This is a genomic window from Bernardetia sp. ABR2-2B, from assembly GCF_037126435.1.
Lineage (GTDB): Bacteria > Bacteroidota > Bacteroidia > Cytophagales > Bernardetiaceae > Bernardetia.
On record NZ_CP147020.1, the window covers coordinates 4,086,369 to 4,100,000 of the forward strand.

Sequence of the window (13,632 nt, forward strand, 5' to 3'; positions counted from 1 at the left end):
GTTTTGATTAGTTTTAGGGTTAATAACCTGTAAGACTTCAAATTACAAAAATTATGAAAGAAATTGTAAAAGAAAAAGAAAGTGATGAGTTTGAAAAACCTCCTATTTTCGGAACATGGAAAACTTTTTATAGTGTAGTTTTGGGAGAGTTAGTTCTTCTGATTGTTCTGTTTTATTTATTTGGACACTATTTTAGTGCTTAGAAAGTACAAGTACATTTTGAACCACAGAGTTTGAAGAGGAGGAAGAGAAATACAAATACATTCTGTAATTGCATTTCAATTCTAATTTCTGAAATCTAACTTCTGAATTTATTTAACTGATAACTGAAAAAATGGATAAATTAGACTGGGCTGTTCTTATTGCAACACAAGTTTTGATAATCGCTTATGGCGTATGGAAAACTCGCAAACAAAGCAAAAATTTACAAGGCTATTTACTTTCGGATAGGGATATGAACTGGTTTACAATCGGTCTTTCTATTATGGCGACACAGGCAAGTGCAATTACATTTCTTTCTACCCCTGGACAGGCATTTGGCAACGGAATGGGTTTTGTGCAATTTTATTTTGGTCTGCCTATCGCTATGGTAATTTTATCGATTACAGCTGTTCCAATTTATCACAAACTCAATGTTTATACAGCTTATGAATATTTGGAAAATCGTTTTGATTTAAAAACTCGTTCGCTTGGTGCTGGACTTTTCCTTACACAACGTGGACTTGCAGCAGGACTTTCTATTTATGCACCTGCTATTATTTTATCGACTGTCTTGGGTTGGAATATCTATTACTTGATTGTTATAATTGGTCTTATTGTAATTGCTTATACCGTTTTTGGGGGAACAAAGGCCGTTAGTCAGACTCAAAAACAACAAATGTTAGTTATTTTGATTGGAATGGTGGCAGCAGGTTATATTTTGGTTTCGCTTTTGCCAAAAGAAGTTTCGGTTACGGATGCTTTGAGTGTGGCTGGTGCTGTGGGAAGGTTGGAAGTCATTAATTTGGAGTTTGACGTCAATAATCGCTATAATGTTTGGTCTGGAATTATTGGAGGTTTGTTTTTGGCGTTGTCATATTTTGGAACTGACCAATCGCAAGTTCAACGTTATCTAACAGGAAAATCTATCGCTCAAACTCGTATAGGATTACTTATGAACGGAATGGTAAAAATTCCGATGCAGTTTTTGATTCTTTTGGTAGGTATTTTTCTCTTTGCTTTTTATCAATTTTATCAGCCACCTATTTTTTTTAATAAGGTAAAAAAAGAAAAATTTGTACAAGAAAATACTCTTAAAGCTAATGAATTAACAGAATTAGAAACTCAATACACTCAAAATTTTGAAGAGAAAAAGCAAGTCATTTTTGAGTTTTTGGAAGCAAAAAAAGAAGCTGAATCTAAAAATATAGAATTAGATACAGTTTATGCAAGTCAGATACGAAAGTATAATGCTCAAAACGATACACTCCGAAATCAAGCCACAGCTATCATAAATCAGATTGATAAAGAAGATAAATTGGAAGCCAAAAGGTTGAGTAATAATGATTTAGATTATGCTTTTATAAATTTTGTTTTGGATTATCTGCCTATTGGCTTGATTGGTCTTTTGGTTTCTGTAATGCTTTCGGCTGCGATGTCTTCAGCTTCTTCCGAACTCAATGCGCTTGGTTCTACTACTGTTATTGATATTTATAAGCGCTCAATAGCTAAAGAAAAAAGTGATGAACATTATGTAAAAGCATCAAAGGGATTTACAGCTTTTTGGGGAATTTATGCGATATTTTTTGCAATGCTTGCCACGCAGTTAGATAATTTGATACAGGCTGTAAATATTTTAGGTTCTCTTTTTTACGGAACAATCTTAGGAATATTTTTGGTTGCTTTTTATATCAAAAAGGTAAAATCAAATGCTGTTTTTTATGCTGCTCTTGTAAGTGAATCGCTAATACTTTTTCACTATATTTTCTTGAAAGAAACTTTTGAAATTGGCTTTCTATGGTATAATCTAATTGGTTGTATGATGGTAATTATTCTAGGACTTGTATTTGAAATGCTTTTGAAGAAGGAAACGAAGTAATAGGGATTGTTTTTTTGGTAATCCGAAACAACTCTGACAATAGTTGAGAAAATTAACTTGGGTATGGGTTTTCTAAAGTTATATTTTTCCAAATGCTGTTATCTATTCTTTTTTTTGCGTCCTCTAGCCATTTGGAGTCAATATGATTTAATATTTCAGTTTTAGAAATTATATTATTCATTTCTTTTTCCATAAAAATGTCTCCTTCGGTTTGTTCACTTAAAAAATAAACCAACTTGTAGGAAAGTTCCTTTGTAGTGGCACTTATTTCAAGTAACAATGGATTTTCTGTAATAGGATAAATGTCAATTTTCTCATTTTTATTTTCACGGTTAACAATATATAATTCTGTCCATTCTTTACTTGCAGGATTATATGAATTTCCTTCTGTATCTACATTTTGTAAGTCATTCCATAACCAAGTAATTACCAATCTAAAATCAGGTCTTTCTTTTTTTGGATTAAGAAAAAATGTAAAATCTGTATTCATTTTTTGAAGTATGAAATGTAAATCAGTTGTTTTATAAAAAAAGAAAAACTTTGTCAGTAGTTTTTTGGTAATCCGAAACAACTCTGACAATAGTTTGCAGCACGAAAGAACTATTGACAGCCTTATGAAAGGACTGTCAAAGTTTTTAATATGTGTGAAATGTCCCCCAAACTACTTCTTGACTTGAAGTTTCTAGTTCTTGTATTAAATCTAATTTTTCTAATGTTTTACGATTACGAATATTCATAATCGAAAAACGCTCTATATTCTCTATTTCTAAAACTTGAAAATCATTTTTAGTAAAATATTCAAGTACTTTAGAAGTAAAGGTTTTTTCATTTTCTGCAATACAAGCAATATTTACATAAGCTCCTTCTGAATCATCTAAATCATTATTTCCGTTGATAACTTCAACGTTTACTAAAGCAAACCAAATGTTATTTTTGTCTATCATTTTTACAAATTTTGTTTAAAAAAAAGCAATATTTCTAGTTAGACTAAAAATATTGCTTCGCTATTTAAGTATCACAGACTTCCCAGTCTGTGGTACTTTCTACTTATACAAAATCTCAAATGCCTCTTCGACTACTTTATCTAGTCCAGAAATATCTTTTCCTCCTGCCGTAGCAAAGAAAGGCTGTCCACCTCCTCCACCTTTGATATTTTTGGCGAGTTCTTTTACTATTTTTCCTGCATTCAAACCTCGCTCTTCTACTAATTCTGGTGAGATAGTAACAGCGATTTGTGGTTTGCCATTGATGTCAGCAGCCAAAACAGCAAAAAGATTTTCTACTTCATTCTTAAACTCAAAACTAAGTCCTTTGAGCGCATCAGCTGATGGAATAGAGATTTTCTGAATCAAGATATTTATTCCATTTTCATTTTTTATTTCATTCAAAAGGTTCTGTTTGATATTCTTAGCTTCTTTTTCTTGAAACTCTTGAATTTGCTTTTGAAGAATTGCATTTTGTTCTACCAAAGAATTTACGTCATCTTTTAGGTTTTTGTTTCCTTTTACTATCGAACGAATTTCTTTTACAAGTTTGTTTTGTTCTTGTATCCAGTTGTAGGCTTTTTCTCCTGTCAGAGCCTCCAAACGACGTACACCAGAAGCTACAGAACTTTCAGAAATAATTTTGAAGAAACCAATTTTTCCAGTAGCAGGAACGTGTGTACCTCCACAAAGCTCAACTGAATAATTTTTATCAAATAAAACTACACGTACAGAATCGCCATATTTTTCTCCAAAAAGTGCCATTGCTCCCATATCTTTTGCTTGGTCTATCGGAACATTACGCATTTCTTGTAATTCAATGTTTTCTCTGATTTTTTGATTGACGATGTCTTCTACTTTTTCAATTTCTTCTTCTGTCATTTTAGAGAAATGAGAAAAATCGAAACGTAAAATGTCTTCTGAAACAAGTGAGCCTCGCTGCTGCACATGTGTTCCCAAAACATCTCTCAAAGCTGCGTGTAAAAGGTGCGTTGCAGAGTGATTGTTTTCTGTTGAGCGTCTAAGTTTTTCAGTTACGATGGCATTGTATTCTACATTAAAATCAGAGGGCAATTTTTTGGTAATATGAACAATCATATCATTTTCTTTCTGTGTATCGATGATACTAACTTTCTCACTTTTTTCATTCTCTGAATCAATAGCTTGAATATATCCTCTATCGCCTACCTGTCCACCACTTTCAGCGTAAAAAGGAGTTTGGTCAAGTACGATTTGATAAAATGTTTTGCCTTTTTTATTAATTTCTCTCCATTTTACAATCTTTGCTTTTGCTTCTAATGTATCATAACCTAAGAAATCAACATTCACACTTTCATCTACTTGTATTTCGTGCCAATCCGATTTTTCAGAAGCTGCATCTTTTTGTGAGCGTTTTCTTTGTTCTGCTAAGGCTTTTTCAAAACCTTTTTTATCGATAGTCATTCCTGCTTCTCTTGCCATTAATTCTGTCAAATCATCAGGAAAACCGAATGTGTCATACAATTCAAAAACATCTTTACCTTGAATCATTAAACTTGAAGTTCTTAATTTTACTTCTTCAAAACGCTTAATTCCATTTTCTAAAGTACGTAAAAATGAGTTTTCTTCTTCTTTTACTACTTTTGCAACGAAATCTTTTTGAGTATTTAGCTCTGGAAAAGTATCATCAAATTGCTTTGCCAAAACAGGAACTAAATTGAATAAAAATGGCTCTTTCAAGTTCAGATATGTATAGCCATAACGCACAGCACGACGCAAAATACGACGAACTACATAACCTTGTTTGTTATTGGAAGGAAGCTGTCCGTCTGCAATAACAAAAGCAATTGCACGAATATGGTCAGCAATTACACGAATAGCAATGTCTGTTTTTTCCTCAACACCGTAACGAACACCACTAAGAGTCTCAACTGTTTTGATAAGAGGAGCAAAAACATCGGTATCATAATTAGACTGTTTGCCTTCAATAGCACGTACCAAACGCTCAAAACCCATTCCTGTATCTACGTGCTGAAAAGGAAGTTTTGTAAGAGATTTATCAGCCTTGCGCTCATATTCCATAAAAACATTGTTCCAAATCTCAATAACTTGTGGGTGGTCTGCATTGACTAAATCTTTTCCATCTACTTTTTCACGTTCTGCATCAGTACGCAAATCGATATGAATTTCAGAAGAAGGACCACAAGGGCCAACCTCTCCCATTTCCCAAAAGTTATCTTTTTTATTTCCGTACAAAATACGGTCTTCTCCTCCCAAAATCTCTTTCCAAATATTGAAAGATTCTTTATCAGATGCTGTTCCATCTTCTTTATCTCCTTCAAAAACGGTTACATACAATCTATCTGTTGGAAGTTTATATACTTCTGTCAAGAGTTCCCACGCCCAAGGCAAGGCTTCTTTTTTGAAATAATCATCAAAAGACCAATTTCCTAGCATTTCAAAAAATGTATGGTGATAGGTATCAATTCCTACATCATCTAAATCGTTGTGCTTTCCAGAAACACGAAGACATTTTTGCGTGTCTGTGATTCGCTTAGAAGGTGGATTTCCATTTCCTAAGAAAAAATCTTTAAACTGTGCCATTCCAGAATTGATAAACATGAGCGTAGTATCACCTTTTGGAACAAGTGGCGCAGAGTCAACGATTAAATGCTGTTTTTCTTTAAAAAAATTGAGAAAGGTATGGCGTACTTCTTTAGCTGTCATGTTTATATTTTATGGTGTCGCTCGTAGGGATACGAACAACGGTAGAGTTGATTTTTCTTTAAAAGGCAAAGATAAGAAAAGATAAAAAATAATTAGAATAAAAAATCAGTGAATTTGACTTTTTAATTTTTGGACAACCTTGAAGTTTTTACTATATGTTTCTTCATCTTCCCTATCCGAAGTATTTTCTATCATTTCAAGAAAAATATTTTCAGCTTCATTGAATAACTCTAAGGCTTTATCATTTTCTTCTCTTGAAAGATAACATTTTCCTAGCATGACTATTCCAATAGTCATGCAGTTTTGAAAATAATCTACCTCCCCCTCTATTTCTTTGGCTTCATCAATAAGAAATTCATAAATATCTATTTGGTCTTGAAAAAACTCTGATGCTATTTTAAATTGCTGTTCTTTATAGTAAAAATTACCTATTTTTTGATTGGTTTCTCCTAATAAATCTCCATAATTTAGTTCTTGTTCTTTTGTGAGAACATCTGGAAAGTTCTGTTGCAACTGCTCTAAATAATCAAGATTCTCTCTGTATTTTTCTATCGCTGTTACTGGATAACCTCTCAAGCTACTTACCTCTGCTAACTTATCGGTAGCTTCATTTAGTAAATGCAAAAAATCTACATCTTGAATAAGACCTTCTGTATTTTTTATGTATTCTGACTGCTGCTCATACCATTCTTTTGATTTTTTGTATTTTTCTCTTTCAAAGTCTAACTTTCCCAAACCTCCATATAAAGAAGCCAAATCAAACACAAAATCTTCATTGTCTGGGAACTGACGAGCTAGTTTTTCTGCTATACCAACTTTAAGATTATAAAAACTAAAAGCCGTTTTGATATGTCCTGATTTATAAAGAATATCTCCCCATTTTTCATAGATAGTTCCTAATTCGTTTTCGTATTCTATGTTATTTGGAAACTTCTCTGTAAGTTTTTTTTGAAGGAAGGCTGATTTTTCTATAAAGAAAAAAGCATCTTTTTGTTTGGTATTCTCAAAGGCATACAAAGCAATTTCTTTACAGATTTTGGCGATAACATCTTGAATGATTCCCTCTTCTACTTCTAAAAATGGAATTTGATTTTCATTGAGTTCTAAAAAATGCTTTGCGTAACTTGCATACTCTTCATAATTCTTGTTTAGTAATGTATCCGACTGCATTTTATATTCCCAACTCTGAAAAAAGGGGTAAGTGATTTTCCAAATTTGTTCTTTTTGAGTTTCTAGGAGTTGCGTTCTGTTTGTTTCTGATAGGAAATAATAGGTTTGTGTAGTTTCTTTGTCTTGTTTTTCTATTTTCTCAATCCAATTTTGACTAATCAATTCTTGTATGGATTCTTCAATCGCTTTTTTACCTTTTTCTAATCGTACTTTTTCTATGTGAGCATCTACATATTCTTCACTAGGACTTCCAATAGACATCAACATTGATTTTATATAATCTTCTCCACTTTCTTCTCCTAAAACGGGACTAAGCAAATCTATACTTTGTTCGCCTTCATCAAAAGAAAAGTGTAATTCTAAAAAAGAACTTGGGATTTTCTCATTTGGTAAAACTGCCAAAACAGAAAGAATACTTTGAGCTTGTTGAGATAATTTTTTGAAAGGTTGTTTGGTGGAACTCATACACATAAGGGTAGAAGATGCTTAGAATTTGAAATTAGAAAAGAAACTTTTTGGAGCAGGAATAATAAAGTTTTTAATAAGATATTCTCTTTGAGATTCGTTAGAAACAGCCATTGAACCCAAAAAATCAACAAGTTTGTTGGCATCTATTTTTATCATTGATAAAGGAATATTTGTTTCTTCAAAACCCATTGCTTTATTCAACTTGGATAGATTTTTTTGTGCTAAATTTTGCTTTTTAGATTCTGCTGAAGTGGTATTTAAACAAATAAATTTTTGGTTATTTACTGAAGACCAATGAATATTTTTGATAGTTTGCCATTCTATTATATCATCAGGATTGTATTTTTTCCAAATTGCTTTTCTATATCCTATTCCTTTTTGATTGATAATAATTTGAGGTCTTTTGTCAAAGAGCATCACCAAACCCACCAACGCACACAAACCAAAAAAAAGAAGTGCAAACCAAGCCATAAAAGAATTTTCTTGCATGACCATAAAAACTCCACCTATTACAAAAATAAAGCTACCTAAAAAAAGATAAAAGGCTGATAAAGGCGATTTATATAATTTAATTTCGTTCATAAATAAATTGATTTTTTAAACAAAAACAATTTGAATCAAGATTGCGTATTTAAAAATATGAAAAAATCTACTAAAATTCATTTTCTAATTGTTTCCTTTATAAATCTACTTGTTGCTGCAAGATTACTCTTTGTTACTTTTGAGTCAAACAGTTGTAAATCTGTAATTCTTATAATTATTCCTTTTCCTGTGCTAATATTTTTGAATGGAACAATTGGACTTGTTTTTTTCTTACTAAGAAAATCGGCTCATAAGGTTTATGTATTCAATACCTTAGGCTTGGTACTATTACTTTTCTTGGGAATCGCTTTAGCAGTAAAGGGATAGAAAATCACTCTATCACTTTTAAAACCTCATAGTATTCGATTTCCTTAACGATACATTCTTTGCCTTTTCTCAACCTTTCTTCATGTTTCATTTCTCTACAATTATCAACTATTCTTTTCCCAAAATCTAATGCACACGAACCTCTGTGATTTAATGTATCATTACCTACTATCATTTTGCTAGGATTCCACTTTATGAACTCTATTTCATATTTACCGTTTTTAATCAAAATAATATTCTGTTTTTTCTCTGAATACAGTACTTTGAGATTAACTCTTTTAGTATCATCGTTATAAACAGAGTCAATACAAAAATAATCATATATAGGAGCATCAAGCGAAACAGATAAAACTGTAACAATCATTTTGTCTGATTGAAATGTAAAACTTAGGAAAAATACAGCAAAGAGTAATGATAATTTATTCATAAAAGTGGGAAATTAAGATAAAATAAAAAGACGCAACATTTCTGAGAAACGCTGCATCTCTTACTATGCTTGACTTAAAAGGTTCTTTACACTTCCATCGTCTCAAAAACCTTCTTAGCTTCCTTCGCCACTTCGTCAGCCACCACACGCCCCGAAATAATAGAAGGAGGAACACCAGGACCTGGAACGGTCAGTTGTCCTGTAAAGAATAGATTACTGATTTTTTTAGATTTCATTTTTGGTTTAAAAAATGCCGTTTGTGCAAGTGTGTTGGCAAGTCCGTAAGCATTTCCTTTGAAAGAATTATAATCAGATTTGAAATCATCTAAGGCATAACTTCGCTTCAAAATAACGTGTTCTCTGATTTTTTGTCCTGTCAGATTTTCCAATCTATCCATTACGAGGTTATAATATTTTTCTCTAATTGTTTCTCCGTCTGGTAATCCTGGTGCGATAGGAACTAATAAAAATAGATTTTCTTTTCCTTCTGGCGACACGTCATCATCTGTCTGTGAAGGACAACACGCATAAAAAAGAGGTTTTGAAGGCCAACGAGGGTTTGTATAAATTTCTTCTGCGTGTTTATTAAAATCTTCATCAAAAAATAAATTATGATGCTCCAAATTATCTAGTCTTTTATCTATTCCTAAATAAAACAATAGACTTGAAGGCGACATGGTACGGTCGTCCCAGTATTTTTCTGTATAATTTTGATCTGCTTTGTCTAGTAATTTTTGGTCAGTATTGTGATAGTCATTTCCTGCCACAATCCAATCTGCGTGAAACTCTCCTTGTGAAGTCAAGACAGACTGCGCTTTTCCGTTTTTGGTTACAATTTTTTGTACTTCCGTTTCGGTTTGGAATTTTACACCTTGCTCTTCTGCCACACTTACCATCGCCTCAATGATTTTATTCATTCCTCCCATCGGATACCACGTTCCCAAAGACAAATCAGCATAATTCATCATACTGTACAAGGCAGGTGTATTTTGTGGAGTTGCACCCAAAAATAAAACAGGAAATTCTAATAATTTTATGAGCTTTTCATTTTTGAAATATTTTCTGACGTGTTTACTCATCGAAGTCAGCATTTGAATACGCAAACTCTCTTTCATCAGACGATAATCTATAAATTCGGTAATCGAATGTGAAGGACGAAAAACATACTCGCTCATTCCAACTTCGTACTTATATTTTGCTTGTGCCAAAAACTCACGTAATTTCTCACTACTTCCCTCTTCATAACTTTCAAAAAGAGCTTCCAACTCTTCCATAGAAGCAGGAATGTCAACAAAGTCATCTTCTCCAAAACAAACCCTATAACCAGGGTCTAGGCGATGAAGGTCGTAGTAATCACTTACTTTTTTACCAAAAAGTGCAAAATATTCTTCAAAAACATCTGGCATCCAATACCAACTAGGTCCCATATCAAAGGTAAAACCTTCTGTTATCCATTGCCTTGCACGCCCTCCTAAAGAGTCATTTTTTTCTAAGACAGTTACATCAAAACCTTTTTGAGCCAAACACGCTGCCGATGAAAGACCAGCAAAACCAGAACCAATAACTATTACTTTTTTCATAAATTTATAATGTAAATGACAATCTAAAAACAATCAGAGTATCAATTTAAAAAAAACTTGATGATACTTTCAAAAAAATATCGACTCTATTAGTACAAAAAGTTTTAAAATAAGTTTGAAAAAATGAATAAAAATATGCTTTTTGCGTAAAGATAATTCCAAATTTAAAGATAATGAAGAAACAGTTGTGGATAGTAAATGGTGCAAATCTCAATCTTTTGGGAAAACGAGAGCCCTCTATTTATGGAAATCAATCTTTTGAAGATTATTTCTCAACACTCAAAAAACATTTTTCAGAGGAAGAAGTAGAACTTCATTATTTTCAGTCCAATCACGAAGGCGAAATTATAGACAAGTTACACGAGATTGGTTTTGCTCAAGATAAAATTACTGGAATAGTCTTGAATGCTGGAGCTTTCACACATACTTCGGTTGCAATTGGAGATGCCATTGCTAGTATCTCTACTCCTGTAATAGAAGTTCATATTTCGAATACGTTTGCCAGAGAAGAGTTTCGTCATAAAAGCTATTTAAGCAAAAACTGTATTGGTGTTATTGTTGGTTTTGGAATGGAAAGCTACCGTTTGGCACTCAATTACTTTATACATCAATTAGAGATAAAAAATTAAGATAAAATTTTGATTTATAATCTATCACTTACAACTTATCACTATGTTTTTAGATATATTTTCTGTTTTTACTAATCCACACGAAGCAAAATTATTTTTGCAACTTATTTGCGCCTTGTTCTTGGCTATTCTTTTTATTCAATCTGGTTTTAATAAAGTTTTTCGTTGGGATGAGAACTGGTCTTGGCTGGTCGAACATTTCAAAGGCTCTTATTTGGAAAAGCCTATAACCCCTCTTTTAGTCATTGTTACTATTTTTGAGGTAGCAGCAGGTGTTTTTAGTGCTATTGGAATTGTAACAATTCTACTAACAGGAGACCCAAAGTTCGCTTATATAGGAGCAGTTTTGGCAACTATTAATATTACAATGCTCTTTTTTGGACAAAGAATAGTTAAAGACTATGTTGGTGCTGCCGATTTAGTAAATTATTTTATTGTCTGTGTAATTTCAGTTTATATTTTGGGTGGATTAGCTTGAAAAATCGTATAAATACCTTTTTTGCCGTCTTTATTCCTTTGCTCCTATTGGGTGGAACTATTTTTTTGTTTTTTCACAACCCTTCAAATACTGCTCAAAACTCATTATACCCAAAATGTCCTACTTATAAACTTTTTGATATTCATTGTTTGTTTTGTGGAACTACTCGCTCACTTTATTCATTACTACATTTTGAGTTTGTAAGTGCTGTAAGGCAAAATGCTTTTCTCCTTTTAATTTTGCCTTTACTGATATATGAATTTCTGAATTTCTATTTCAAGAATTTTTTTGATATAAATTTATATCATATTCATTATTCCAACGTATTTTGGATAGTAGTTTTGATTATAGGATTTCTATTTATGATTTTGAGAAATATCGATTATTTTCCTTTTAACTTTTTCACTCCTTTTTTGTAGTTTATTCAAACTGTTTTCAAAAAACATCAAATCTTAGAAACTCTACCTACTATTATTTCATTGATTGCAAATGAATCACATCCCTCATCAACTCCAAGAAAATTCAATGATGTTGTAATATCATTTTTAGGAGTAATGCTTTCCCCCTTGTTATTCTTACAGTATCCCCAGCCATAATTCATTCTAATATTGCCCTTAACATCTGCCCAAATATCAATTCTGTGAAAATATTTTGCACATAAATCTGCATTAACAATCAAACAAGAGTTCTCAAACTCTGTATTTATAATTTCTTTCACTAATAACGAGCCATTTATAAGTAAAAACTTACCAAAGTCATTACAATCAACATTCTGAGTAACATATAAAGAACCTTCTGATTCAGAATATTCTTTTGATGTCAGATTAACCCATTCTGATTTGATATTACCTATAACCAATAAGTTTTGAGAGCTATTAATTTCTATTGAATTATCTAAGTCCCCTACAAATATCTGAGTTTTCTCATTATCTGACACTCCTATTCCATATTGTTTAAGGTCAAAGTATTTATTAATTTCTTCAACAAATTGCTCCTTAGATACAGTATGAAGAATATTCGGCAACAACTCTATTTTATCTACAGTTTTCTCTTCTTCTGTATCCTGTTTTTGTTTATCCTTAAACCAATTAAATAATTTCATAGTAACTACATTCAATAAAGTTATGGCATATTAATACTACTTCTATTCTGGAGCTTGTTTTCTAGCAATTCTGAAAAATAGATTTGGAAAAAATCTTCTCACATACAACCCTAAACGTTCTTTACCGAAAGGTTTGCCTACATAGATTTCTTTTTTCTGACTTTTGATAGCCTTTAAAATCTGAATCGCACATTTATCAGCAGGGTAGCCTTCTCCTGTGTTTTTACCCATCTTTGCAAATGTTTCTCCTGTGGCTGTGAGTGCATTGATAGCCACATTGGTACGGATAAAACCAGGAGCAATCATAGAAACTTTAATATTATCCTTATAAAATTCGGCTCTCAATCCATCAAAAAAACCATACAAAGCGTGTTTTGAACTTGCATAAGCACCACGCATAGGAGTTGATAATTTCCCCAGAACACTACTAATCACTACAAAGTGTCCGTTCTGATTTTCTACAAAATGAGGCAAAATAGCTTTAGTAAGTCCGACATAACCAAAATAATTGACTTCCATTATTTTACGATAAACTTCCATTTTGGTATCTTTTATATACGAACGCTGACTTATTCCTCCATTATGAATTAGAATATCAACTTTTCCAAAAGATGAAATAGCTTCTTTTGTTTTCTCTTCAAAATCAGATTGTGTCAAATCTAAAGGAAGAATAGCTATATTTTCTTTGTTCTGACTAGCGTTTTTCACTCGCTCTAGTTCATCACTTCTTCTTGCTGAAATAATGATTTTTGTATCAATATTGAGATTTGATAGGGCATAAACAAGCTCTTCTCCAATTCCAGAAGATGCGCCTGTAATCCAAACAGTTTTGTTTCTGAAGCAATTCATTTTTTTTATTTAATTGATATTTTATGATGAGTATTGTCTAAAACGTTTTCATAGTTATTATAAACTAAACTTAAAGCTTTCTTTTTCTATTAAGTCTGTCTTGATCAAATATGCAAAACTTAGTTTGTTCTTTAACAAAAGGCTTAATAAACTCTCAAAAAAATAATTCAAAGTTTGAGAAAGTTCGTTTAGCATTATTTAATTAAAACTTATTCAACATTTTATTTTCAGCGAAAATGAAATGTTGTTTAATA

The 13,632-nt window shown here is 31.9% G+C and carries 15 protein-coding genes; 6 read left to right on the plus strand and 9 right to left on the minus strand.

The genetic code is table 11. From position 1 onward, the window contains the following. Positions 1 to 53 precede the first annotated feature (53 nt). Both WAF17_RS17285 and WAF17_RS17290 read left to right on the plus strand, forming a co-directional pair. Positions 54 to 203 (plus strand): hypothetical protein, encoded by a 150-nt coding sequence (locus WAF17_RS17285; RefSeq protein WP_338762273.1) that lies wholly within the window; start codon positions 54 to 56, stop codon positions 201 to 203. 131 nt (positions 204 to 334) lie between these two features. Continuing rightward, on the plus strand, positions 335 to 2,077 hold the full coding sequence (locus WAF17_RS17290; RefSeq protein WP_338762275.1) for a sodium:solute symporter: 1,743 nt from the start codon (positions 335 to 337) through the stop codon (positions 2,075 to 2,077). A 52-nt stretch (positions 2,078 to 2,129) separates the two neighbouring features. Here WAF17_RS17290 and WAF17_RS17295 read toward each other — a convergent pair whose 3' ends face one another. The 5 genes from WAF17_RS17295 to WAF17_RS17315 form a co-directional block, all read right to left on the minus strand. Continuing rightward, entirely contained in the window at positions 2,130 to 2,567 is a 438-nt protein-coding gene (locus tag WAF17_RS17295; protein ID WP_338762278.1) for a hypothetical protein, read from the minus strand. Between the two features lie 145 nt (positions 2,568 to 2,712). Then, entirely contained in the window at positions 2,713 to 3,021 is a 309-nt protein-coding gene (locus tag WAF17_RS17300; RefSeq protein WP_338762280.1) for a hypothetical protein, read from the minus strand. Positions 3,022 to 3,120: 99 nt separating this feature from the next. After that, on the minus strand, positions 3,121 to 5,766 hold the full coding sequence (alaS, locus tag WAF17_RS17305) for an alanine--tRNA ligase (RefSeq protein ID WP_338762282.1): 2,646 nt from the start codon (positions 5,764 to 5,766) through the stop codon (positions 3,121 to 3,123). 105 nt (positions 5,767 to 5,871) lie between these two features. Then, positions 5,872 to 7,401 (minus strand): hypothetical protein, encoded by a 1,530-nt coding sequence (locus tag WAF17_RS17310; protein WP_338762285.1) that lies wholly within the window; start codon positions 7,399 to 7,401, stop codon positions 5,872 to 5,874. Between the two features lie 21 nt (positions 7,402 to 7,422). Next, on the minus strand, positions 7,423 to 7,986 hold the full coding sequence (locus WAF17_RS17315; RefSeq protein WP_338762288.1) for an STM3941 family protein: 564 nt from the start codon (positions 7,984 to 7,986) through the stop codon (positions 7,423 to 7,425). Positions 7,987 to 8,043: 57 nt separating this feature from the next. Between WAF17_RS17315 and WAF17_RS17320 the strand changes: the two genes are divergently transcribed. Then, positions 8,044 to 8,313, plus strand: a complete 270-nt coding sequence (locus WAF17_RS17320; protein ID WP_338762291.1) for a hypothetical protein — start codon at positions 8,044 to 8,046, stop codon at positions 8,311 to 8,313. Positions 8,314 to 8,317: 4 nt separating this feature from the next. Here the strand turns inward: WAF17_RS17320 and WAF17_RS17325 are convergent, their stop codons facing one another. Both WAF17_RS17325 and crtI read right to left on the minus strand, forming a co-directional pair. Further along, positions 8,318 to 8,740: a hypothetical protein gene (locus WAF17_RS17325; RefSeq protein WP_338762294.1), complete on the minus strand. Its 423-nt coding sequence runs from the start codon at positions 8,738 to 8,740 to the stop codon at positions 8,318 to 8,320. 86 nt (positions 8,741 to 8,826) lie between these two features. Further along, positions 8,827 to 10,320 carry a phytoene desaturase family protein gene (crtI, locus tag WAF17_RS17330; protein ID WP_338762297.1) on the minus strand — a complete coding sequence of 498 codons (1,494 nt, stop codon included), beginning with the start codon at positions 10,318 to 10,320 and terminating at the stop codon, positions 8,827 to 8,829. 173 nt (positions 10,321 to 10,493) lie between these two features. On the opposite strand from crtI, the gene aroQ reads away from it, so the two are divergent. Genes aroQ through WAF17_RS17345 form a run of 3 tightly spaced genes read left to right on the plus strand, consistent with a single transcriptional unit; the run spans position 10,494 to position 11,846 of the window. Beyond that, positions 10,494 to 10,949 (plus strand): type II 3-dehydroquinate dehydratase, encoded by a 456-nt coding sequence (gene aroQ, locus WAF17_RS17335; RefSeq protein ID WP_338762300.1) that lies wholly within the window; start codon positions 10,494 to 10,496, stop codon positions 10,947 to 10,949. Positions 10,950 to 10,992: 43 nt separating this feature from the next. Then, positions 10,993 to 11,427 (plus strand): DoxX family membrane protein, encoded by a 435-nt coding sequence (locus tag WAF17_RS17340; RefSeq protein WP_338762303.1) that lies wholly within the window; start codon positions 10,993 to 10,995, stop codon positions 11,425 to 11,427. Further along, positions 11,424 to 11,846, plus strand: coding sequence for a DUF2752 domain-containing protein (locus WAF17_RS17345; protein ID WP_338762306.1), 423 nt, complete (start codon positions 11,424 to 11,426; stop codon positions 11,844 to 11,846). Before WAF17_RS17340 ends, WAF17_RS17345 begins: the two co-directional genes overlap by 4 nt. A gap of 26 nt (positions 11,847 to 11,872) precedes the next feature. On the opposite strand, the gene WAF17_RS17350 is transcribed toward WAF17_RS17345, so the two are convergent. Next, positions 11,873 to 12,529: a hypothetical protein gene (locus WAF17_RS17350; RefSeq protein WP_338762309.1), complete on the minus strand. Its 657-nt coding sequence runs from the start codon at positions 12,527 to 12,529 to the stop codon at positions 11,873 to 11,875. Between the two features lie 42 nt (positions 12,530 to 12,571). Next, entirely contained in the window at positions 12,572 to 13,378 is an 807-nt protein-coding gene (locus WAF17_RS17355; protein WP_338762312.1) for an SDR family oxidoreductase, read from the minus strand. Between the last annotated feature and the right edge of the window lie 254 nt (positions 13,379 to 13,632).

Excerpts from the sequence above, each read along its gene's own strand:
- WAF17_RS17285 (WP_338762273.1), top strand. The coding sequence starts at position 54 with ATGAAAGAAATTGTAAAAGAAAAAGAAAGTGATGAGTTTGAAAAACCT.
- WAF17_RS17290 (WP_338762275.1), top strand. The coding sequence starts at position 335 with ATGGATAAATTAGACTGGGCTGTTCTTATTGCAACACAAGTTTTGATA.
- WAF17_RS17295 (WP_338762278.1), bottom strand. The coding sequence starts at position 2,567 with ATGAATACAGATTTTACATTTTTTCTTAATCCAAAAAAAGAAAGACCT.
- WAF17_RS17300 (WP_338762280.1), bottom strand. The coding sequence starts at position 3,021 with ATGATAGACAAAAATAACATTTGGTTTGCTTTAGTAAACGTTGAAGTT.
- alaS (WP_338762282.1), bottom strand. The coding sequence starts at position 5,766 with ATGACAGCTAAAGAAGTACGCCATACCTTTCTCAATTTTTTTAAAGAA.
- WAF17_RS17310 (WP_338762285.1), bottom strand. The coding sequence starts at position 7,401 with ATGAGTTCCACCAAACAACCTTTCAAAAAATTATCTCAACAAGCTCAA.
- WAF17_RS17315 (WP_338762288.1), bottom strand. The coding sequence starts at position 7,986 with ATGAACGAAATTAAATTATATAAATCGCCTTTATCAGCCTTTTATCTT.
- WAF17_RS17320 (WP_338762291.1), top strand. The coding sequence starts at position 8,044 with ATGAAAAAATCTACTAAAATTCATTTTCTAATTGTTTCCTTTATAAAT.
- WAF17_RS17325 (WP_338762294.1), bottom strand. The coding sequence starts at position 8,740 with ATGAATAAATTATCATTACTCTTTGCTGTATTTTTCCTAAGTTTTACA.
- crtI (WP_338762297.1), bottom strand. The coding sequence starts at position 10,320 with ATGAAAAAAGTAATAGTTATTGGTTCTGGTTTTGCTGGTCTTTCATCG.
- aroQ (WP_338762300.1), top strand. The coding sequence starts at position 10,494 with ATGAAGAAACAGTTGTGGATAGTAAATGGTGCAAATCTCAATCTTTTG.
- WAF17_RS17340 (WP_338762303.1), top strand. The coding sequence starts at position 10,993 with ATGTTTTTAGATATATTTTCTGTTTTTACTAATCCACACGAAGCAAAA.
- WAF17_RS17350 (WP_338762309.1), bottom strand. The coding sequence starts at position 12,529 with ATGAAATTATTTAATTGGTTTAAGGATAAACAAAAACAGGATACAGAA.
- WAF17_RS17355 (WP_338762312.1), bottom strand. The coding sequence starts at position 13,378 with ATGAATTGCTTCAGAAACAAAACTGTTTGGATTACAGGCGCATCTTCT.